Origin of the sequence: Aquamicrobium sp. LC103, from assembly GCF_001014615.2 — a bacterium.
Taxonomy (GTDB): domain Bacteria; phylum Pseudomonadota; class Alphaproteobacteria; order Rhizobiales; family Rhizobiaceae; genus LBCQ02.
In genome coordinates, this window is sequence record NZ_LBCQ02000001.1 from 556,531 (window position 1) to 577,003 (window position 20,473).

Annotated in this window: 22 protein-coding genes and 1 tRNA gene; 9 read left to right on the forward strand and 14 right to left on the reverse strand. The window is 66.1% G+C overall.

Annotated elements, in window-relative coordinates; all coding sequences use genetic code 11:
* Window positions 1–19: 19 nt before the first annotated feature.
* The gene (locus tag XW59_RS02735) at window positions 20–700 is read right to left on the reverse strand and encodes an FCD domain-containing protein (protein WP_047145548.1); all 681 of its coding nucleotides are present in this window, start codon (window positions 698–700) and stop codon (window positions 20–22) included.
* Between the two features lie 114 nt (window positions 701–814).
* Between XW59_RS02735 and XW59_RS02740 the strand changes: the two genes are divergently transcribed.
* Window positions 815–1,792, forward strand: a complete 978-nt coding sequence (locus XW59_RS02740; RefSeq protein ID WP_052958147.1) for a bile acid:sodium symporter family protein — start codon at window positions 815–817, stop codon at window positions 1,790–1,792.
* A 25-nt stretch (window positions 1,793–1,817) separates the two neighbouring features.
* Here the strand turns inward: XW59_RS02740 and XW59_RS02745 are convergent, their stop codons facing one another.
* A complete protein-coding gene (locus tag XW59_RS02745; RefSeq protein WP_246665974.1) occupies window positions 1,818–2,432 on the reverse strand; it encodes a MarR family transcriptional regulator in 615 nt (204 codons plus the stop codon).
* 155 nt (window positions 2,433–2,587) lie between these two features.
* Between XW59_RS02745 and XW59_RS02750 the strand changes: the two genes are divergently transcribed.
* Both XW59_RS02750 and XW59_RS02755 read left to right on the forward strand, forming a co-directional pair.
* Entirely contained in the window at window positions 2,588–3,196 is a 609-nt protein-coding gene (locus tag XW59_RS02750; protein WP_047145549.1) for a superoxide dismutase, read from the forward strand.
* A gap of 67 nt (window positions 3,197–3,263) precedes the next feature.
* Window positions 3,264–4,373, forward strand: a complete 1,110-nt coding sequence (locus tag XW59_RS02755; protein WP_137326968.1) for a hypothetical protein — start codon at window positions 3,264–3,266, stop codon at window positions 4,371–4,373.
* A 51-nt stretch (window positions 4,374–4,424) separates the two neighbouring features.
* Here XW59_RS02755 and XW59_RS29250 read toward each other — a convergent pair whose 3' ends face one another.
* From XW59_RS29250 to XW59_RS02780, 6 genes are all read right to left on the reverse strand, one after another.
* Window positions 4,425–4,601, reverse strand: coding sequence for a hypothetical protein (locus XW59_RS29250; RefSeq protein ID WP_170990093.1), 177 nt, complete (start codon window positions 4,599–4,601; stop codon window positions 4,425–4,427).
* A 58-nt stretch (window positions 4,602–4,659) separates the two neighbouring features.
* Complete coding sequence (gene minE / locus XW59_RS02760; protein ID WP_047145551.1) at window positions 4,660–4,923, reverse strand: cell division topological specificity factor MinE; 264 nt, start codon at window positions 4,921–4,923, stop codon at window positions 4,660–4,662.
* A complete protein-coding gene (minD, locus tag XW59_RS02765) occupies window positions 4,920–5,735 on the reverse strand; it encodes a septum site-determining protein MinD (protein ID WP_047145552.1) in 816 nt (271 codons plus the stop codon). The genes minE and minD overlap by 4 nt, the downstream gene beginning before the upstream one ends.
* A 31-nt stretch (window positions 5,736–5,766) precedes the next feature.
* Window positions 5,767–6,519, reverse strand: coding sequence for a septum site-determining protein MinC (gene minC / locus XW59_RS02770; RefSeq protein WP_047145553.1), 753 nt, complete (start codon window positions 6,517–6,519; stop codon window positions 5,767–5,769).
* 470 nt (window positions 6,520–6,989) lie between these two features.
* A tRNA-Gly gene (locus XW59_RS02775) sits at window positions 6,990–7,064 on the reverse strand.
* On the reverse strand, window positions 7,055–7,264 hold the full coding sequence (locus XW59_RS02780) for a hypothetical protein (RefSeq protein WP_082137571.1): 210 nt from the start codon (window positions 7,262–7,264) through the stop codon (window positions 7,055–7,057). Before XW59_RS02780 ends, XW59_RS02775 begins: the two co-directional genes overlap by 10 nt.
* A 3-nt stretch (window positions 7,265–7,267) precedes the next feature.
* Between XW59_RS02780 and XW59_RS02785 the strand changes: the two genes are divergently transcribed.
* From XW59_RS02785 to XW59_RS02800, 4 genes are all read left to right on the forward strand, one after another.
* Window positions 7,268–7,765, forward strand: coding sequence for a prolyl-tRNA synthetase associated domain-containing protein (locus XW59_RS02785; protein WP_047145554.1), 498 nt, complete (start codon window positions 7,268–7,270; stop codon window positions 7,763–7,765).
* Between the two features lie 114 nt (window positions 7,766–7,879).
* Window positions 7,880–8,803, forward strand: a complete 924-nt coding sequence (trxA, locus tag XW59_RS02790) for a thioredoxin (RefSeq protein ID WP_246665986.1) — start codon at window positions 7,880–7,882, stop codon at window positions 8,801–8,803.
* A 62-nt stretch (window positions 8,804–8,865) separates the two neighbouring features.
* A complete protein-coding gene (locus XW59_RS02795) occupies window positions 8,866–9,537 on the forward strand; it encodes an LON peptidase substrate-binding domain-containing protein (RefSeq protein ID WP_047145693.1) in 672 nt (223 codons plus the stop codon).
* 35 nt (window positions 9,538–9,572) lie between these two features.
* Window positions 9,573–9,779 (forward strand): Trm112 family protein, encoded by a 207-nt coding sequence (locus tag XW59_RS02800; protein WP_047145694.1) that lies wholly within the window; start codon window positions 9,573–9,575, stop codon window positions 9,777–9,779.
* 176 nt (window positions 9,780–9,955) lie between these two features.
* On the opposite strand, the gene XW59_RS02805 is transcribed toward XW59_RS02800, so the two are convergent.
* The 3 genes from XW59_RS02805 to XW59_RS29580 are packed head-to-tail and all read right to left on the reverse strand — an operon-like array spanning window position 9,956 to window position 15,757.
* On the reverse strand, window positions 9,956–13,306 hold the full coding sequence (locus XW59_RS02805; RefSeq protein WP_047145556.1) for an error-prone DNA polymerase: 3,351 nt from the start codon (window positions 13,304–13,306) through the stop codon (window positions 9,956–9,958).
* Window positions 13,303–14,868: a DNA polymerase Y family protein gene (locus XW59_RS02810; protein WP_246665987.1), complete on the reverse strand. Its 1,566-nt coding sequence runs from the start codon at window positions 14,866–14,868 to the stop codon at window positions 13,303–13,305. Before XW59_RS02810 ends, XW59_RS02805 begins: the two co-directional genes overlap by 4 nt.
* Complete coding sequence (locus XW59_RS29580; protein WP_136068192.1) at window positions 14,753–15,757, reverse strand: hypothetical protein; 1,005 nt, start codon at window positions 15,755–15,757, stop codon at window positions 14,753–14,755. The genes XW59_RS02810 and XW59_RS29580 overlap by 116 nt, the downstream gene beginning before the upstream one ends.
* Before the next feature lie 203 nt (window positions 15,758–15,960).
* On the opposite strand from XW59_RS29580, the gene XW59_RS02820 reads away from it, so the two are divergent.
* A complete protein-coding gene (locus XW59_RS02820) occupies window positions 15,961–16,383 on the forward strand; it encodes a metallopeptidase family protein (RefSeq protein ID WP_047145558.1) in 423 nt (140 codons plus the stop codon).
* 350 nt (window positions 16,384–16,733) lie between these two features.
* Here XW59_RS02820 and XW59_RS02825 read toward each other — a convergent pair whose 3' ends face one another.
* A complete protein-coding gene (locus tag XW59_RS02825; RefSeq protein WP_047145559.1) occupies window positions 16,734–16,940 on the reverse strand; it encodes a DUF1737 domain-containing protein in 207 nt (68 codons plus the stop codon).
* Window positions 16,941–16,953: 13 nt separating this feature from the next.
* Entirely contained in the window at window positions 16,954–17,826 is an 873-nt protein-coding gene (locus tag XW59_RS02830; RefSeq protein WP_047145560.1) for a CoA ester lyase, read from the reverse strand.
* Window positions 17,827–17,939: 113 nt separating this feature from the next.
* On the opposite strand from XW59_RS02830, the gene XW59_RS02835 reads away from it, so the two are divergent.
* Entirely contained in the window at window positions 17,940–19,109 is a 1,170-nt protein-coding gene (locus tag XW59_RS02835; protein WP_047145561.1) for an FAD-binding oxidoreductase, read from the forward strand.
* A gap of 20 nt (window positions 19,110–19,129) precedes the next feature.
* Here XW59_RS02835 and XW59_RS02840 read toward each other — a convergent pair whose 3' ends face one another.
* On the reverse strand, window positions 19,130–20,377 hold the full coding sequence (locus XW59_RS02840) for a ubiquinone biosynthesis hydroxylase (RefSeq protein ID WP_047145562.1): 1,248 nt from the start codon (window positions 20,375–20,377) through the stop codon (window positions 19,130–19,132).
* Window positions 20,378–20,473: the final 96 nt, after the last annotated feature.

The following is a 20,473-nucleotide window of genomic DNA, read 5'->3' on the forward strand; positions in this document are numbered from 1 at the left end:
GCGATGTCGTCCTCGGCGACTATTCGACGAGGCTCCTGATAACCGCGAGGTGCTCGGCCATGGCTGCCCGCGCGCCGGCCGCGTCGCGAGCGGCTATGGCATCGACAACCCGCAGATGCATGGCGCCCTGCCTGGCGGCATATTCCTTTCTGTGCGCTTCGCGAAAAACAGCATCGTGGCGGCGCTGCCAGCGCATGCGCCCACGCACCGAAGCCAGGGTCTCCAGAGCGGCGGCGAGCAAAGGATTGCCGGTCGCATGTGCGATCGCCTTGTGGAAGGCATCGTCCGCAGCCTCGTAGCGCCGCCAGTCTTCCGCCCGCCCGGTTTCCAGCGCCAGTTGCCGCAAGGCGGCCACTTCCCCGGCGCTTGCGGTATCGGCGGCCGCGGCCGCTATCGACGGTTCGATGACGAGACGCGCCTCCATGAAATCTGCCGGTGACGCCATATCGTAGAGCAATTGCGGCGGCACATAGTCTCCGCGCGGTCGCGGCCCGATGAACGTGCCCTTTCCCTGATGGCGCCAGATCAGCCCTTCCCGCTCGAGCCGTCCGAGCGCACGGCGCAGGGTCTCGCGGCTGCATCCCAGCTTTTCGGCAAGCCGGCGTTCCGGCTCCACCCGATCCTGCGGACCCAGTCCGGACCGGTCGAAATGGCGTCGCAGCCGGGTGACCGCATCCTCGACACGAATTCGCGACGGCATCGTTCCTCACCTCCTTTCCAGACCAATTTGTAGACCAGTTCGACGCGCGTGTAACCCAGCCGGCGAATTTGTGGCAGGCGGCGTTCGCCGCCGATGTTCGAGGCGATGCGAACCATGAGAATCAAGCTCGATCCATTCCTGATCCTGATGCTGGCCGCGGTGCTGGTGGCCAGCTTCCTTCCCGCGGAGGGGCAGGCCGCGACGGTGGTGGACCGGCTGGGCACCATCGGTGTCGGTATCCTGTTCTTCGCGCATGGCGCCGCCCTGCCGCACAGGGCGATACTTTCCGGACTGAAGCAGTGGCAGCTGCACCTGTTCATCTTCGCGACGACCTTCATCGTCTTTCCGATCGCGATCCAGCCTCTCGGCCTGCTGCCGGAGAGCATCCTGCCGACCGATCTGAGGCTCGGCTTCGTCTATCTGGCGGTGCTGCCTTCGGCGGTCTCTTCCTCGATCGCGTTCACGGCGATGGCAAAGGGAAACGTGCCGGCGGCCGTGTGCAATTCGGCGGGGTCGAACGTGTTCGGGCTGCTTCTGACGCCGCTGCTGATGACGCTCTTCATCAGCGCCTCCGCCGCCGGCGCCATCGACCTGACGCATGCCCTGCGCGACGTTCTCCTCGAGCTCCTGCTGCCTTTCGCGCTCGGCCAGGCGATCCACACCAGGGTCGCCGACTTCATGGCGCGCCACAAGCACCGGCTGGAGCAGTACGATCAGTCGGTGATCGTGCTGATCATCTATTCCGCCTTCTCGCAATCGGTCGCCGCGGGTCTTTGGAGGACATTGCCGGTCGGAGCGCTCGCGCTTGCCGCGATCCTCTGCGTGGCGCTGTTGGCGGCGATCCTTGCCTTCACCACTTTCGGCGCGCGGCGCCTCGGCTTTTCGAGGGGCGACGAGATCGCGGCGGTGTTCTGCGGCTCCAAGAAAAGCCTGGCCTCCGGCCTGCCCCTAGCGCAGGTGCTTTTCGCCGGCGCTCCCGGCTTCGGCATGATCGTGCTTCCGATCATGCTCTACAACCAGATCCAGATCATCGTCGGCGCGATGCTGGCGCGGCGCTACGCGAATGCCGGGCCCGAAACGGCCGAGGCGTGAGTTTACGTCGATGCTTCCGGCGCGCTCAACTCGCCGGCTGTTCCGCACGCTCGCGGATCGAGTAGGTGCAGCGCCGGCCGCCCGAAAGCAGGTGCTCCTCGCGCGCGATGGCGACATCCGGCCCCAGCACGGACTGGAACACCTCCATCTCTGCCCGGCAGAAGCCGCGGCAGGCGGCGGCTGCGGCGCAGATCGGGCAATGGTTCTCGATGAGCGTCAGCGAGCCGTCCTCCTCCTCCCTCCATTCGGCCATGTAGCCTTCGCCGCTGCGGATGGCGGCGAGAAGGGCGACCTTTTGCTTGAGATCGGAGCAGCGTTCCAGCGCCTGGGCGTAGCCGCGTCTGGTCAGTTCCTCCCGCTTGGAGATCATCCTTTCAAGGGCTTGTTCCCCGAGCTCGGCACGGACGATCCCGAGCAGTTGGACGGTCAGGTCGGCATGCGTGTCGGGAAAGCGCGCCTGCGCCTTCGCGGTCAGGCTCCAGTTCTGCCTCGGGCGGCCCACGCCCCTTATCTCCGGCGCGGCTTCCACCAGGCCGTCCTCGGCGAGCCGCGTGAGCTGCTGGCGCGCCGCCTCGCCGGTTATCTTCAGAAGCTCGCCCAGCCGCGCGCTCGACAGCGCGCCATGCATCTTCAGCGCCATGAGAATGCGTTCGGATGGGCCGCGCGGGCCCCAGCTATTTTCCAAGTTTCGACTTGACATATTCTCGGCGCCGGTTTTCAAAGTGGATGCTTGTTTAAATAGCCGCAGCGCCGCGCCATCGCAAGCGCGCAGGCTTCAGCAAAGGAGATTGAGAAATGGCTTTCGAGCTTCCGGCACTTCCCTACGGATACGACGATCTGGGCGAGGGCGGCATGAGCCGCGAAACGCTCGAGTTCCATCACGACAAGCATCACCAGGCCTATGTGACGGCGCTGAACGGCTTCGTCGAGAAGGACGACGCGCTCAAGGGCAAGTCGCTCGAGGAGATCATCGCTCATGCCAGCGGCCGGCCGGAACTGGCGCCGGTCTTCAACAATGCCGGACAGCACTGGAACCACATCCATTTCTGGCAGGCATTGAGCCCAAGGGGCGGGCGCCTGCCGGGCAAGCTCGAAGAGAAGATCGTTTCCGATTTCGGCAGCGTTGCGGCCTTCAAGGACGCCTTCAAGGCGGCGGCCGTCGGGCAGTTCGGATCGGGCTGGGCCTGGCTGGTCCTCGGCGGCGACGGCAGGCTCGCCGTCACCAAGACGCCGAACGGCTCCAATCCGCTCGCCACGGGCGAGGGCAAGCCGCTGCTCGGCCTCGATGTATGGGAGCACAGCTACTACATCGACTTCCGCAATCGCAGGCCGGACTATGCCGCGAATTTCCTCGACAAGCTTGCGAATTACGAATTCGCCGAGGCCAATCTGCTGGCCGCCTGAGCGGTTTAGAAACTAGAACCGTCATCGATCCCGGGCGGATGGTGCCGCCCGGGATCGATCGAATTTCATGAAGAGCACGATTTCCATGCGGACCATTTCCTTCAAGGAAACCGAAGCGCTCCTGGAACGAGCGGCCGACCTCATCTCCAGCATCGTGAAGGTGGTCGTTCCCATCGCCTCGATCCTGGGGGCGATCGTGCTCGTCGCCTATCTCAACCGTTCGGGGGCCGGGCTTCCTCCGGACGGAGCGAGCGCGCTGTTTCTGCTTTTCCTCGCGGCCACCTTGACGACCGTATTCGGAATTATGGTTCTGATACTGCTCCTGCCGGGAGCATCGAAGATGATGCTTGCCGGCGAGAACACAAGGAAGCTGTTCGGCGAACTCTTTGCAGGAAGCCCTCGAAGGCCGGGATGGGTGTGGGCATATACGAAAGCGTATCTGTCGTTCTACCCGCCATTTCTCGCCTTCATGCTGGTGATGGTCGCATCTACCTTTCTCGTCGATCGCTTTCCCGGCGCCCTCGCGCCGATGCTCGGCCTTGCGATGGTGGGAGCTGTCATTGGGCTAGTGGCCATCTATCGGGTGCGAAACCGTTCCCTTGCCGGCTTTGGAGAGTTCCTGCTGGCGTCATCGTTCGCCTCCTTCGTTTCCGTCTTCGCCGTCGTGTTCATCGCGTCGTTCCTGACCGCGATTCTGTCCGATGCCGTCGCCGGACTGCAGGGGATTCCCATGCCTGCGCTCGTCATCGTCTTCTTCGCCGCGCTTGTCGGCCTGCATTGGGCGATGAATATCGCCGCGTTCACGCCGCTCCAGCTTTCCGCCGCGAGCGGTGCATTGCTGATCTTCGCGGTGTTGTTCTGGCCGGGCCCGTCCTATGTGGGCGGCATCGCCCTGCGCGTGCTGGGAAGCGGCGGCCACCTGCCGGTGACGCTCATGGTCAAGTCGACCAAAGCCGATGGCGGAGCGGAGCCGGTAACCGGCTGCCTGATACTGAATTCGAGTTCCCAGGTCATACTCCGCCCCACCACGGTGAGGGCGGAGTGTCGTCCGCTGCTGCCTTCCCTGGCCTCGGAAGATCGTCCCGGGCCGTTTGCGGGAGTGGTGAATTACGGCGCGGGCGAGATCGCGACCATCTCGGAGTTCGTGTCCCGATCTTCCGACGGGACGGCCGAATAGCGACAGGATCGCGCCAGGACCGCCAGCCGCGCTTGCGCCGCGGCGAGAGCGCTAGCCGGCGTGCGAGGCCGAGGCGCTCGATGCGCCGGCCGCCGCCTCGCAGACCTCCACGTGCTTGGCCAGCGCCTCGTTGGACATCATCGCGCTGATCGTGCGGATGTCGCGGTTCTGGAACTTCGGCATCTGCTGGAGTTCCTTGAGGCGTTCGAGAAGTGCGACGCGCGTCATGCTCGTCTCCTTTCCTTCGGTCGGGCGGCTCAACGTGCCGCGGTTAAGGGCGGCTGCGTCAGGCCGCCCGCACTCCCGCCTTCAGCGGGATCTCGATGTCGACTTCCAGCGTCGAGACCTGCTCGCCGCGGTCCATCTTCACCTTGACCTTGTCGCCGTCGACCTGGACGTGCTTGGCGATGACGGCGAGGATTTCCTCGCGCAGTTGCGCCACCAGGTCGGAATGGCCGACGGAAGCCCGTTCATGGGCGAGCAGCACCTGCAGGCGCTCGCGCGCCGTCGGTGCCGAGCTCTTCTTGCTGAAGAAGTTGAAGATGCTCATGCCGCCCTCCTTCCGAATATCTTGCTGAACAGTCCGCGCTTCTCGCCCGGAATGGCCATCGGAACCGCTTCGCCGGCGAGCCGGCGCGCCGCGTCGAGATAGGCGAGCGCCGGCGCGCTGCGGTTGTCGGCAAGCGTGACCGGCGCGCCGAGATTGGAGGCGCGCAGCACGTCCATGCTCTCGGGGATGATGCCGAGCAGCGGGATCGACAGGATTTCGAGCACGTCGTCGACCTTCAGCATGTCGCCGCGCTCGGCGCGGGCGGCGTCGTAGCGGGTCAGCAGCAAATGCTTCTCCACCCGGTCGCCGCGCTCGGCCCTGGCGGTCTTGGCGTCGAGAAGGCCGATGATGCGGTCCGAATCGCGCACCGAGGAGACTTCCGGATTGGTCACCACCACCGCCACGTCGGCGTGGCGCATGGCGAGCGTCGCGCCGCGCTCGATGCCGGCCGGGCTGTCGCAGATGATCCAGTCGAAGGACTTCCTCAATTCGTCGATCACCCGCTCGACGCCGTCGGCCGTCAGATTGTCCTTGTCGCGGGTCTGCGATGCCGGCAGCAGGTGGAGCGTTTCCAGCCGCTTGTCGCGGATCAGCGCCTGCGTCAGCTTGGCGTCGCCCTGGATGACGTTGATCAGGTCGTAGACGACCCGGCGCTCCGCGCCCATGACGAGGTCGAGATTGCGCAGGCCGACGTCGAAGTCGACGACCACCGTCTTCTCGTTGCGCTGCGCCAGCGCCGCGCCGAGCGCGGCGGTGGAAGTCGTCTTGCCGACGCCTCCCTTGCCCGATGTGACCACGATTACTTTCGCCATTTCGCTCTCCTGTTCTCCCGTCCGCCGCAGCTCAGTTCAGTGTTTCCGCCATGATCGCGTCGCCTTCCAACCAGAACTGGACGGCCTGGCCGCGCAGCTTGCGGTCCATGTCCTCCGCCGTCTTGTAGAGGCCGTCGATCGCGAGCAGCTCCGCCTCCAGCTTGCGGCAGAAGATGCGCGCCGAGGCGTTGCCGACCGATCCCGCCAGGGCGCGTCCGCGCAGCGTTCCGTAGACGTGGATCGAGCCGCCGGCGATGATCTCCGCGCCCGACGCGACCGAGCCGACGACGGTGACGTCGCCTTCGGGAAAGATCACCGATTGCCCGGAACGCACCGGTTCCTTGATGATGATGGAAGGCATCGAGCGAACCGGCTGCGCTTCGGCGGGCGACGCGGGCTTTGCCGGGCTGCCGTGATCGTCACCGCGCGCATCCACTGCCTCTTCGACCGACGGCGCCTCGAAATCGGCCGCCGCGCGTCCGCCGCTCATGGCCGGCGGCAGGCCAGGGCCGAGCAGCGAAGGGCGCGCGCCCTCGATGCCCATGACCTGCACGTTGCGTTGCGCGAGCGCGCCGATCAGGTCCGTCAATTGCGCTCGGTCGATATTGAGGTTCTCGACGTCGAGGACGATCGGCCGCCGCAGGAAGAAACCCGCCGAACGTGCCGCCAGATCGTCGAGCCGGGCGAGCCATCCGTCGAAGGGCGGTTCCGGCGACAGCACCAGCGCCAGGAAGGATCGGCCCTTGAGTCGGATCGGGCGGGTGTCTGTTAGTTCTTTGGTCATCTAGGTTAATTTTCCGTTGCTGTGATCTAGGCGGGCGATGGTTAACCAATGGTTAACGATCATGCCCGACATGGGGCTGGACGCTGGATTTGATCGGATCGGCCGCATTTATCCGTGGAAAGCCTGCAGCGCATGGTTGCAAGCCCGCGAGCACCATTTCCGGAAGGTTTAGTCGCGGGCAGGATAACTGAGTCGCGCGGCGCGGCGCAGGCCTTTAAGCGCGAATCGGGGCGCCATCCACATGCCAGGGCAAAGACTACCGTCGCTGCCGGAAGGCAGAGCCGCATCCGGTAAACACCGCTCCGGTTCGCGCCGCTCGTCGACGACGATGCCGCGGTTTCATGCTGCCTCGCCACGGCGCGCGACAACCTCGATGCGGCGCCTTTCGGCGGCATCGATCGGTTATGTTCAATTTGCCTGGAAAACACGAAAGCCGCGACGATGCGCGGCTTTGGACAGTTTTTGAAAACTGGAGCGGGCGAAGGGATTCGAACCCTCGACCCCAACCTTGGCAAGGTTGTGCTCTACCCCTGAGCTACACCCGCTCGTGCGGAACCCGTCCGCAAGCCGCGCCTATATGGCCGAACTCAGCTTCGATTGCAACAGGGAAAATAACGGCATTTTTCAACAACGGCGGTAAATCGCCAGGAACGAGCTTCGCACGGATGCGGGCCGCGATCGACAGGTTGACGAAGCCGCACTTCGCGTGGAGAAACAACGTGGACCTTTCGAAAAAAAACGCCACGATATGCAGCTTTCTCCCGAACAGCTTCTCCAACACCTCGCCGGATTGGGCATCGTCGCGACGACGGTGCGACATCCGCCGCTCTACACCGTCGCCGATTCGCAGGCATTGCGCGGCGAGATTCCCGGCGCCCACACCAAGAACCTGTTCCTGAAGGACAAGAAGGACGATTTCTTCCTGCTGACGGTCGGGGAAGAGGCGGTGGTGGACCTGAAGCAGATCCATCATGTCATCGGCGCGTCCGGCCGGGTTTCGTTCGGAAAGCCGGAAAAGCTGCTGGAGCTGCTCGGCGTGCAGCCGGGATCGGTGACCGCCTTCGGTATCGTCAACGACGTGAATTGCAGGGTGAAGCTTATTCTCGACGAGACGCTGATGGAGAACGAGGTGATCAACGCGCATCCGCTGACCAACGAGGCGACGACGTCGATTGACCGCGACGACCTCGTCCGCTTCATCGAATCGACCGGCCACCAGGCGCATGTCTTGAAACTGACCGCCTGAAAGCCACATTGTAGCAATCGGGCTCGCATTCGCCACGCGGGCGGCGCCGGCCCCCAGCCGATCTGAAGGGAAATCATGAGCGCTCAAGACAATCCGTATGCCGATGGCTACGCAATGCAATATTCGCAGGACGGAACCGGCGGGCAGGACGGTCCGGAGGGCGCGGATGTCGTCAAGGACACGACGACCGCCTCCTTCGCCGCCGACGTGATACAGGAATCGCGGCGCCAGCCGGTTCTCGTCGATTTCTGGGCGCCGTGGTGCGGACCCTGCAAGCAGCTCGCGCCCGCGCTCGAGAAGGTCGTGCAGGAGGCGCGGGGCCGCGTGAAGCTCGTCAAGATGAACATCGACGAGCATCCCTCGATCGCGGGGCAGCTCGGCATCCAGTCGATCCCCGCCGTCATCGCCTTCCGCGACGGGCAGCCGGTGGACGGTTTCATGGGCGCCATTCCGGAAAGCAAGATCCGCGAGTTCGTCGACAAGGTGGCGGGGCCGGACAACAGCGCGCAGGAAGACCTGGCCGAGGCGCTCGCCGCCGCCGAGGAGGCGCGCCAGGCCGGCGACCTCGCGACCGCGACGCAGATATTCGCCGCGATACTGCAGCAGGCGCCCGACAACGTCGACGCCATCGCCGGGCTCGCCGACACGCTTTTCGAGGCGGGCAACGTCGATGATGCCGCCGAGGTCCTGGAGCGCGCGCCCGCGGACAAGGCCGACGCGCCGGCGATTGCCGCCGTGCGCGCGAAAATGGCGCTGGCGGAGCAGGCTTCCGCGCTGGGTGACGCTGCCGAGCTCGAGCAGCGGCTGGCGGCCGACCCCAAGGACCACCAGGCGCGCTTCGACCTGGCGCTGATCCAGAACGCCAAGGGGCAGCGCGACGAGGCCGCCGACAATCTGCTGGCCATCATGAAGGCCGACCGCACCTGGCAGGACGACGGCGCGCGCCAGCAATTGCTGAAATTCTTCGACGCCTGGGGCATGATGGACGAGGCGACGCTGGCGGCACGGCGCAAGCTCTCCTCGCTGCTGTTCTCCTGACGGAGAGGCGGCGCGGCTTTCGCCAGACACGAGGATTCGCAACCCGCAGCGGGAGGATGCAAGTGCAGGCTGGAAATGCGCGGTACCGGACGGCGAGCGATCTGCCGGAAGTCCTGCCGGTTTTTCCGCTGACGGCCGCGCTGCTCCTGCCCGGCGGGCGCATCCCGCTGAACATCTTCGAGCCGCGCTATCTCGAAATGGTCGATCATGCGCTCGCGCATGACCGGCTGATCGGCATGGTGCAGCCGCGGCTGGACGGCGCAACGCGGCCGGACGGCGAACCCGAAATATGCGATGTCGGCTGCATCGGCCGGCTCACCTCCTTCGCCGAAACCGGCGACGGGCGCTATCTGATCTCGCTGCAGGGCGTCTGCCGTTTCCGCGTGGTTTCGGAAAAGACGGTGAAATCGCCGTTCAGGCAATGCGGCGTCAATTGCTTCGCCGCCGATCTCGACGAGGACGCGGGGGCCGCCGATGTCGACCGCTCGGCGCTGCTGAAGGCGTTTCGCGCCTATCTCAAGGCCAATGATCTCGACGCCGACTGGGACAGCATCAGCCGCGCCGAGAACGCGACGCTGGTCAACGCGCTTTCGATGATGGCGCCCTACGGCGCGGCCGAGAAGCAGGCGCTGCTGGAAGCGCCCGACCTGAAGACGCGCGCCGAAACCCTGATCGCGATCACCGAAATGGCGCTGGCGCGCGCCGACGACGATTTCGGCACCAGCCTGCAATGAGCGGCCCGGACGAACCTGCCGGAAAGGAGGACGCGATGGGCGAGACGGAGCGGCATTTCGGCATCGACCCGAAGCTTCTGGAGATGCTTGCCTGTCCGCTGACGAAGGGACCGCTGCGATGGAGGGCGGAGCGGAGCGAGCTGGTCTCGCGCTCGGCAAGGCTCGCCTATCCGGTCCGCGACGGCATTCCGATCATGCTGCCTTCGGAAGCGCGCCGGCTGACGGACGACGAGGAGAATTGAGGATCGGCCCGCGTCGAGGCTGAAGCGCCGTATCCGGATCTGCTGCTTGGCGTGTCACGTGTCAGCATTGGGCGCGCCCTATTTCTTGTCCAAGATCCTGCCCGGCATGCATGGGGACGCTTCAGAGAAACTGGATGCGGCGCCGGAGTGAAAGCGCAGCGCGATTGTGACGGCAATCAATGAAAGTTCCTGCCCTTCGGCATGACCCTGGCGGCTTCCGCCGAAAGCAGCCTGCCGCCGGGTGAAAGCAGGTCGGCCGCCTCGTTGCGGTTCTTATCGGCACGGCTGTCGGCCGATGTCTTCCCGGCCTCGTCCGAGCGGAAATAGACGCGGGGCGTGTCGGCGAAAAGCTCGCCGAGCCGCGGGCTCAGATCCTCGATCCGTTCCGCCACGATATGAATGACGCCCGAGGCCGATTGGAGACGCCCGATGACGCGCACCAGCCGCGCGCCCAGGACGATCGGGCGGTGACGCTCGAAAACCTTTTTCCAGACGATGGCATTGGCGATGCCGGTTTCGTCCTCCAGCGTCATGAAGATCACGCCCTTGGCCGAACCCGGCCGCTGGCGGATGAGAACGAGGCCGGCGACCGAAACGCGCGTGCCGTTGGCAAGCTTGTCGAGCCTGAAGTTTTGGAGGGCGCCTTCCTCGTCGAACCTCTGACGCAGGAAGGAGACCGGGTGAGCCTTGAGCGACATGGAAACCGTGCGGTAATCGTGGAATACATGCTCGCCGAGAGGCATGGAAGGGAGCTGCATCTCCTCCTCGAAATCGCGTAGCCGAAGCTCCGGCCGCTCGAAGAGCGGCAGACGTTCGGCAGCACCCTTCTCGTCGAGCGCCCGCACGGCCCAGAGCGCCTCGCGCCGGTCGAGCCCCAGGGAGCGGAACGCATCGGCCTCGGCAAGCCGCTCGATGACGCTTCTCGTCAGGCCCGAGCGCAGCCACAGGTCGCGCACGGAATCGTAGCCGGCGCCGCGATGCAGGACGAGCAGCTTCATGTCCTCTTCCGAAAGGCCCTTGACCTGCCGGAAGCCCAGCCGGACGGCATGGCATGTCCGGATGGTTCCGCGCATTCCGGCATGGCGCGGGGCGATGCGCGCGGGATCGAGGGGGGCTTCCTCCAGCGTGCAATCCCAGTGGGAAAGATTGACGTCGACCTCGCGGATCTCCACCCCGTGCTCGCGCGCGTCGCGCACGAGCTGCGCCGGGCGGTAGAAGCCCATGGGCTGGGAGTTGAGGATCGCCGCGCAGAAGACGTCCGGATAATAGGCCTTGAACCAGGAGGAGGCGTAGACGAGCAGGGCGAAGGAGGCGGCGTGGCTTTCGGGAAAGCCGTATTCGCCGAAGCCCTCGATCTGCTTGAAGCAGCGCTCGGCGAAATCGCGCTCGTAACCGCGCGAAACCATGCCCTCGATCATTTCCTTCTTCAGCGTGCCGATGGTTCCGGTGCGCCTGAAGGTCGCCATGGCGCGGCGCAGCTTGTCGGCCTTGGCGGGCGAGAAGCCGCCGGCCACGATGGCGATCTGCATCGCCTGTTCCTGGAACAGCGGCACGCCGAGCGTCTTGGAAAGAATCTCTTTCAGTTCGGGCTTGGGATATTCCGGATCTTCCCTTCCTTCCCTCCGCCGCAGATAGGGGTGCACCATGTCGCCCTGGATCGGGCCGGGCCGCACGATCGCCACCTCGATGACGAGGTCGTAGAAGCATTTCGGCCTGAGGCGCGGCAGCATCGACATCTGCGCCCGGCTTTCCACCTGGAAGACACCGATCGTGTCGGCCCGGCTGATCATGGCGTAGACAGGCCCTTCCTCCTCGGTGCGGTCGGAGATGGCCGAGAGCGTCAAGTCGAGGCCGTAATGCGCCTTCATCAGGCCGAAGCAGCGCTGCAGGCAGGTGAGCATGCCGAGCGCGAGGATGTCGACCTTGAGGAGGCCGACGGAATCGAGGTCGTCCTTGTCCCATTCGACCATCTTGCGGTCGTCCATCGCGGTCTTGACGATGGGCACGATTTCGTCGAGCCGGTCCTTGGTGATGACGAAGCCGCCGACATGCTGGGAGAGATGGCGGGGAAATTCCAGTATGTCGTTGGCGCGGTCGATGACGTGGCGGGAGCGGACGTCCGTCAGGTCGAGGCCGCCGGCCCTGGCCTCCGTTTCCCCCAGCTCGGCGGACGACCAGCCCCAGATCGAGCCGGAAAGAGCCGACATCACATCCTCGGAAAGCCCCATGGCCTTGGCGACCTCGCGAAGCGACGAGCGGCCGCGATAGGTGACGACGGAAGCGGCGAGCGCGGTGTGCTTGTTGCTGTACTTCTCATAGACGTACTGCATGACGATTTCGCGTTTCTCATGCTCGAAATCGACGTCGATGTCCGGCGGCTCGTTGCGTTCCTCCGAGATGAAACGCTCGAACAGGCTGCTGATCTTGTCGGGCCCGACCTCCGTGATGCCGATGCAGTAGCAGACCACGGAATTGGCGGCCGACCCCCGTCCCTGGCAGAGGATCCCTTCCGTGCGCGCATATTGGACGATGTCGTGAACGGTGAGGAAATAGCGCGAATATTGCAGGCGGTCGATGAGCGCCAATTCCTCCCTTATGCGCTTGGCCGTGTCGGCGGACACGCCGCCGGGGAAGCGCCGCGCCGCGCCTTCCCATGCCAGGCGTTCCAGCTCCTGCTGCGGGGTCGCGCCGTCGCGGGTCGGCTCGTCTGGATAGTTGTGCTGCAACTCCTTCAGGGAAAAGGTCAGGCTTTCCTCGAAGCGGATGGTCTCGGCCAGCGCCTGTTGATGGTCGCGGAAGAGCCGTGCCATTTCCGAGGGCGGCTTCAGATGGCGTTCCGCATTCGCGGCGAGCTCGAAGCCGGCCTCGGCGACGGGAATGTTGAGCCTGATCGCGGTCAGCACATCCTGGAGCGGGCGGCGCTCGGCGGCGTGATAGCGCACGTCGTTGACCGCCATCAGCGGCAGGCCGAGCCTTTCGGCGAGGCCGGCGGCCTGGGCCAGGCGAAACCGGTCGTTGCCGCCATAGGACGGTGCGGCGGCGATGCGCAAGGCGTCGCCGAAGCGGTCCTTCAGGAGCCGCAGCAGGGAAAGCGCGTCTTCGGCGGGCTTCTCCAGGCCGGGCATGACCGCCAGCGACATGGATCCCCCCCATTCGAGGAAATCCTCCAGCCTGAGATCGGGAGCGCCCTTCTCGCCGCGGGCATTGGCGACGGTCAGCATGCGGCAGAGATGGCCCCAGCCGGCACGATCCCGCGGATAGGCGAGGACGTCCGGCGTGCCGTCCGAAAAGACCAGCCGGGCGCCCGGATGATAGGCGAGGCCCTCCACCTTCGCCTGCTGCCACGCGCGCACCACGCCGGCGACCGTGTTGCGGTCGGCAAGGCCGAGGGCCGAATGGCCGGAGAGGCTTGCCGCCACGACGAGCTCTTCCGGCTTCGAGGCGCCGCGCAGGAAGGAGAAATTCGACTGCACGGCGAATTCGGCATAGGGGATGGGCTTATAGGGGGTGGCCTTGTCCGCGCTCATGCGAATATCCCATGCATGAACCAGCGCGGCATCTCCTTCGAGGCGCCGTAGAGGCCCTGGCGGTAAAGCCAGTAACGGCGGCCCTGTTCGTCCTCGACCCGGAAATAGTCGCGCGTGGGCGCATCGGCCCTGTCGTGCCACCATTCCGGCGCGATGCGTTCGGGTCCCTCGGAGCGGGCGACCTGATGCAGGACGCGGCGCCAGCGGAAGCGCAAAGGCGGCCCTTCCGGCACCTCGACCGCCATGACCTCGACCGGCTCCGGCGAGGCGAAGAGGCGGATGGGGCGTTCCGGCGCGGCTTCGGCGACGGCTGCGGCCGGCACCGCTTTTCCACGCGTGGGCTGCTTTGCGAAGGGGAGGTTCGCGACCGCGCGTTCGGGAATGTGGCTTTGGGCCGGAACCGGCGCGAGCAGGGCGTCGTCGCCGAGCCTGGCGCGGATGCGGTCGGCAAGGAGGGCGAGCGTATCGCCGCCATCGTCGGCATCGCCATGGAGATCGGCCTGCGCCATCTCGAACGGGGCGAGGAGGGCCGCCGACAGCCGCACGAGCTCGAAGCCGCAATCGGCATCGAGACCGTTTTCGAGCGCGGCGAGCCTTTCATGGAACAGCCGCTGGACGAGCGCCGGCTCGCGCAGGGGGCGCGAGGCGCCGACCGCGATGCGGCGCACCGCGCCGTCGACCCTGAAGAGCAGAAGCTCCAACGTCCTGGCGCCCTCGCCGCGCCGTTCGAGATCGGGCTTCAGGCTTGCCGTGAGCAGGACCACCAGCCGTTCTATGTCCTCCATGAGGATCACGGGTTCGGCGAGGTGGCGCTCGACGGAGAGGGGCGCGACCGGCAGGCGCGGGGAAACGGCCTCCTCGACCCGCCCGAGAGCCTGATCGAGCCGGACGAGCAGCATCGCGCCGAAGCGGCGGGCAAGAGGCGCGCGCGGCGCCGAAAGCAGCGCGCCCACGGTGCGCAGCCCCACGCTTTCGAGACCGGCGCGCACGGCGGGATCGAGACGCAGGGCCGACAGCGGCAGCGGCGCCAGAGCTTCCGCCTCGCGGCCCTCGTCCAGGATGGAGGGGCATATCTCTCCAGGCCGACCTTGCCCGAAAGCCCGCTCCAGTTCCTCGGGCACAGGCGCTAGGAAATGCGCCGCCGCCCAGGCCGCGCCCGGCGTGGAGGCGAGGCCGGCCCGCACGTCGAAGCCTTGCTGGAGGAACCGGCGGCCGGCATCCTCGAGCAGCGCCCTTTCGCCGCCGAAAAGATGGGCGCAGCCGCTGATGTCGAGAAAGAGCCCGTCCGCTCCGTCTATCGCCACCAGCGGCGTGTAGCGGTCGCACCAGTCGGCGAGGCCTTCGAGCAGCCGTCTGTCCGCCTGCGGATCGGCTTCGACGATCTCGGCGCCCGGATACATCGCGCGCGCATCGGCAAGTCCCATGCCGCGCTTCAGGCGCAGCGTCTCAGCCCGCTCGTCGAGGGCGACGATGCGCTGGGTGTTCCTCTCGTGGTGGCTGACGAGGAGGGGCGGCGGCGACGGCCGCTCCGCCTGCGGCCGGGAACGCCAGGACCTCCCCAGACGCTGCCGCATGATCCTGTCCGTCGGCAGATGGGGAAACCACAACGCCAGTATCCTGCGCGGGGGCGTCGGCAAGTCTTTCGTGAAAGGTGCGTTCATCGGAGTTCCATTCGAGCGTGAACTGGGCGGTCATGGCCGTCCGGCTTCGGGTGACTGCGGCATTGAAGGCGGGCCGGCCGATCGAGCCCGGCAGGGGCATGGAAAGGATCTGGCGGGGCGCGGCCGGAGCCGAGGCCACCAGGAAGCGCACGGGCGCCGCGGTGGGTTCGGGCTGCGCTGCCTGGCGCAGAAGCAGGAAGGGTCGTTCGGAGAGCTGGGCGCGCCGGTGCAGGCGGCGCGTCGCGGTAAGGTCGAGCCGTGCCGCAGTTCCCCGCATTTCCAGGATGACGGCGGCGAGCGCCTTCAGCCCGGCCGCCTCCTCGGCGATCCAGAGCGCTTCCTCCAGCCTGCCGGCCCGGGAGAAGAGGAGGCTCTCGGGCCTGATGCCGAAACGCGAAAGCAGCCCCGGCGCGTAGGGCATGCCGGCTTCGCGGAAGATCTCGCTCGTGCCGATCCACAGGACCGGGCCGGCGACCCGGCCGTGCGCGAGGGCAAGACCGGCAAGGGCGAGCGCGAAGCCCGCCGTCGCGCCGGCGTCGCGGGTCTGGCGGCCGTGGATCTCGGTGAGGGCGGCGTTGGGCAGGCCGCCGCCCAAAACCGCGTCCAGGCGCTCGACGCCGGTCGGGAGGGGAGCGATGCCGGGAATGCCGGCGCGGCGCAGCACGATCCCGGCCTCGTCGGCGCGGGCCGTTTCCGGCGCCTCCAGCCTCTCGGGCAGGACCCCTTCGATCCTCGCTATTTCCCGGCGTAAGGCAAAAACGGCCTCGTGCGCCACGGCGGACGTCGCCATGTCACTGCTCTTTCGGTATATGTTCTCGTTATGTTCCTATGGATTCCAGAGCGTGCCGAAAGAGTCAAGCAGAGTCTGAAAAAGAATTTATTCCTTTTCGGACGTCTTCAGGATCGGCGCTTGGAAGCCAAAATCGACTCTAGCCCCTAACAGGGCTCGAAAGCGGCATTGCGAAAGGCTATATGGCCCCCAAAGGACGAAATATGGCCCGTATCTACAACACCCGTGCCTGGCACGATCAGCTTTCCCCCTCGCTCGAGGAATTCGAACTTCTTGCGCTCGAGACCTATGCGCATCTGCCGCAGGAATTCCGCACGCTGACTGGTGAGATCGTCATCCAGATAGCCGAGTTCCCGACCGAGGAGATCATGGACGACCTGGCGCTGGAGACGCCCTTCGACCTGCTCGGCCTCTTCGAGGGGCGCGGCATCGCGGAGCGCTGGAACCCGGCCACCGGCGAGGGTCCCAACCGCGTCACGCTCTACCGCCGCGCCATCCTCGACTATTGGTCGGAAAACGAGGAGACGCTGGGCGACATCGTCACGCATGTGCTCGTGCACGAGATAGGCCATCATTTCGGCCTCTCCGACGACGACATGGAAAAGATCGAGGAAAGCGCGGAATGATGCCGGCGCATTGATAGTCGGTGCGTCCTTCGAGGCTCCCCTTCGACAAGCTCAGGGTCGCACCTCAGGATGAGGGAGGTTGTGCATCGAGCTTGCGGTGAGATGCGCGAAAGCCAATTATTTGCTAATATTTACCCCCCACACAAGGGGAAGCGGCCTGGCGGTCAGGACGCGGTGCGTACTCATGGTTGGACATAATTCTGCGCGGCTGCCCGTCTCCCTGTGGGGAGGGTAGTCGGCAAGAGTCGCCATTCAAGAAACGGCAGGGGCTTTCGAGCGTGCAGCCCTCCCTCATCCTGAGGTGCGAGCGCAGCGAGCCTCGAAGGACGCACCAGGCGTTGGTCGCCGGCTCACTGCTCGCCGAGCTTCATCTCCGGATCGTATTCCTTGCCCTCGACGTCCTTCACCACGGCCTGGCCGCAGCGCATCGTCTTCGTCTCCGCGTCGAAGGCATAGGTGGGCGAGCCGTAAATGTGCCAGCCCTTGTTCAGGGCGGCCGTCACCTTGTGGCAGAAGCTCGCATCGTCGGGCCCGGTGAGAAAACGGTAAAGTCTCATCTGCTTTCTCCTGTCATTGTCCGGCCTTGGCGAGAAGCCGTTCCGCCTGGTCGAGATGCAGCCGCTCGACCATCCTGCCATTGAGCGAGATCACGCCCTTGCCGGCATTTTCGGCAAGCGCGAAGGCGGCGCGTATGGAAAGCGCCTCCTCGATCTCCGCGTCCGACGGCGAAAAGGCGCGGTTGGCCGGCTCGATCTGCGCCGGATGGATCAGCGTCTTGCCGTCGAAGCCCATATCGCGGCCTTCGGCGCATTCGCGGCCGAAAGCCTCGAGGTCGCGGAAAACGTTGCTCACGCCGTCGAGCACGTCGAGCCCGCCGGCGCGCGCGGCCAGCACCATCTGCATCAGCCAGGGCGTGAGATAGCGCCGGTCGGCGGTGGCCCGCACGCCGGTTTCCTTGACGAGATCGTTGGTGCCGGCAACCAGGCAGGCGAGCCTCGCGCCGCGGTCACGGCCGAGTTCGGCGATCGATCCGATGTTGAGCACCGCCTTCGGCGTCTCCACCATCGCCCAGAGCGACAGCGACGGTCGGGCATCGACGTCGTCGAGCATGTCGTTGGCTTCGAGAATGTCGCGGGCGTTGTCGACCTTGGGCAGCAGGATCGCGTCCGGGCGGCACTCGCGGGCAGCGAGGAGATCGTCCGCCCCCCACTCGCTCGAAAGCGCGTTGACGCGGATCACCATCTCGCGCGGACCCTTTTCGAGCCCGCCGAAGAACGCCTTGAGCCTTTCGCGGGCCGTCGCCTTCTCGGCAGGCGCAACGGCGTCCTCGAGGTCGACGACGACGGCGTCGCAGTCGAGCGACGCGATCTTGGCGAGCGCCTTGTCGTTGACGGCGGGGACATAGAGCACCGAGCGGCGTGGGCGGGGCGGTCTGATCTGCATGGTTCTTCTTGGCGCAACGGAATCCCCGACGCAAGGGGCAAGCACCCCCTTGCGGGCGCATGGCGAAACTGGTTCCTTCCGCGCAAGGGCCATACCGAAGGAAAGGGTCTCAAATGGCGAATTTCGACGTCGTCATCGTCGGCGGCGCGATCGTGGGCAGCTCGATCGCCTATTTCCTGCGCGAGGAAGGGTTTTCCGGCTCGATCGCGCTCGTCGAGCGCGACCCGCAATTCGCCCATGCCGCGACGACGCTTTCCTGCGCGTCGATCCGACAGCAATTCTCCATCCCTGAGAACATCCGCCTGTCGCAATTCACGCTGCGGCTTTTCCGCGACCTGAAATCGCGTTTCGGCGAGGACGCCGATATCGGCTTCAGGGAAAAGGGCTATCTCATTCTCGCCGGCGAGGCGGGGCTCGACATATTGAAGTCGAACCACGCCGCGCAAGCCGCGGAGGGGGCCGACATCGTGCTGGAGGATCCCATGGCGCTGGAACGGCGCTTCGCCTGGCTTTCGACGGAAGGGGTGAGCGCGGGCGCCTATGGCCGCTCCGGCGAGGGCTGGTTCGACGCCCACGCGCTGCTGATGCTGTTCCGCAGGGCGCTGAAGGAGCGCGACATCGCCTTCCTGTCGCAGCCGGTGACGGAGATCGCGCGCGCCGGCGACAAGGTGACCGGCGTACGGCTGGCCGATGGCGAGATGCTTTCGGCGGGCACCGTGATCAACGCCGCCGGGCCCGATGCCGGCAAGGTCGCCACCATGGCCGGGCTCGTCCTGCCGGTCGAGCCGCGCAAGCGCTCGGTCTTCGTCTTCGAGGCGCGCGAGCGTTTCGAAGACATGCCGCTGATGGTCGACCCGAGCGGAATCTATGTGCGGCCGGAAGGCTCCGTCTACATCACCGGCGGCGCCGAGGACGAGGAAAGCGAGGGGCCCGCCAACGCGGACGATTTCAATCCCGACTGGCCGCTGTTCGAGGAGGCGATCTGGCCGGTTCTCGCCACCCGCGTGCCTGCCTTCGAGGCGATCAAGCCGACGCGCGCCTGGGCCGGACACTACGACTACAACACGCTCGACCAGAACGCGGTGATCGGCCCGCATCCCGAGGTGGCGAATTTCATCTTCGCCAACGGCTTCTCGGGTCACGGGCTGCAGCAGGCGCCCGCCGTCGGCAAGGCGATCGCGGAACTGCTGGTCCATGGCGGCTACCGCACGATCGACTGCTCGGCCTTCGGCTACGAGCGGATCGCCGCGGGTCGAGCGTTTCGCGAGCTCAACGTGATCTGAGCGAAAGCCGCCGTCCGCTGTCAGATCGCCTCGCCGCGCAAGAGGCGCGGGGCCTCGCCGGAAAGGCCGGACGCCTGTCGGATGAAGAATTCCTTGAGGCGCGGCATGCGCTGGACCAGGCCGAGGCCGAAGTCGCGGGCAGCCCGCATCGGCCCGAAATCGTTGGAGAACATGCGGTTGAGCACGTCGGTGGTGGCGCCCATCTGGAAGGTGTCGAAGCGGCGCCACAGCTGGTAGCGCTCGAGCACGTCGATCGCTCCGATGTCCTGGCCGAGCCTGTCGGCCTCCACTATCGTCTCGGCAAGGGCCGCGGCATCCTTGAAGCCGAGATTGAGTCCCTGGCCGGCGATCGGATGGATGCCGTGGGCGGCGTCGCCGGCGAGCGCGAAGCGCGGCTTGACGAAATCGCGCGCCAGCATCAGGCCGAGCGGCCATGCCCGCGGCTTGCCCTCGATGCGGATCTCGCCGAGCTTGAGGCCGAAACGCTGCTCCAGCTCCATCTCGAAGACGATCTCGTCTTCCGCGACGAGGCGATTTGCGTCCTCGGTGCGCTCGGTCCAGACGATGGACGAGCGGTTGCCGGACAGGGGCAGGATGGCGAAGGGGCCGGCCGGCAGGAAGTGTTCCTCGGCACGGCCGTGATGCGGACGCTCATGCGCGATGGTGCAGACGATGCCCGACTGGCCGTACTCCCAATGCACGGTCTTGATGCCGGCCATGTCGCGCAGCCGCGACTTCACGCCGTCGGCGGCGACGAGGAGGCGCGTGCGCAGCGTGACGCCGTCGGCGAGATGCACCAGCGTCTCCTGCGCGCCGGTCTCGAAGCCGGTGACGCCGACGCCCTCGATGATGTCTATGCCGAGTTCAACGGCGCGCTTGCGCAGCGCGCCGTTGAGGACCTTGTTGGCGACCATGTGGGCGAAGGCCTCGCCCGGCGCCACTTCGCCGTCGAAGGTCAGGAAGACGGGGCGAACGGGATCCGAGGTGCGCGAATCGGTGACGATCATCTCCGTCATCGCCTGGGCTTCGGGCGCGATTTCGTCCCAGCAGCCGAGCTGGGCGAGCATGCGCGTGGCCGCCGCCGCGACCGCCGAGGCGCGCGTGTCGTTGCGCCACACGCCTTCCGGCGCGGCGTCGACGACGGCGACGGCGAGATTGGGCCTCGCCTGGCGTATCGAAACGGCGACGGCGAGGCCGACATAGCCGGCCCCCGCCACGAGAACGTCGAGACGGTCCTGAAAACCGGAAGCGCTGTCGGTCCTAGCCATCGAAAATCCTCTCTTCCGCCGGTATGCCCGGAATAATCCGCCTCGCCTTGACTTGTTCCGGCGTTCCTGTTGGAAACCTTCAACCACGTTCGCAAG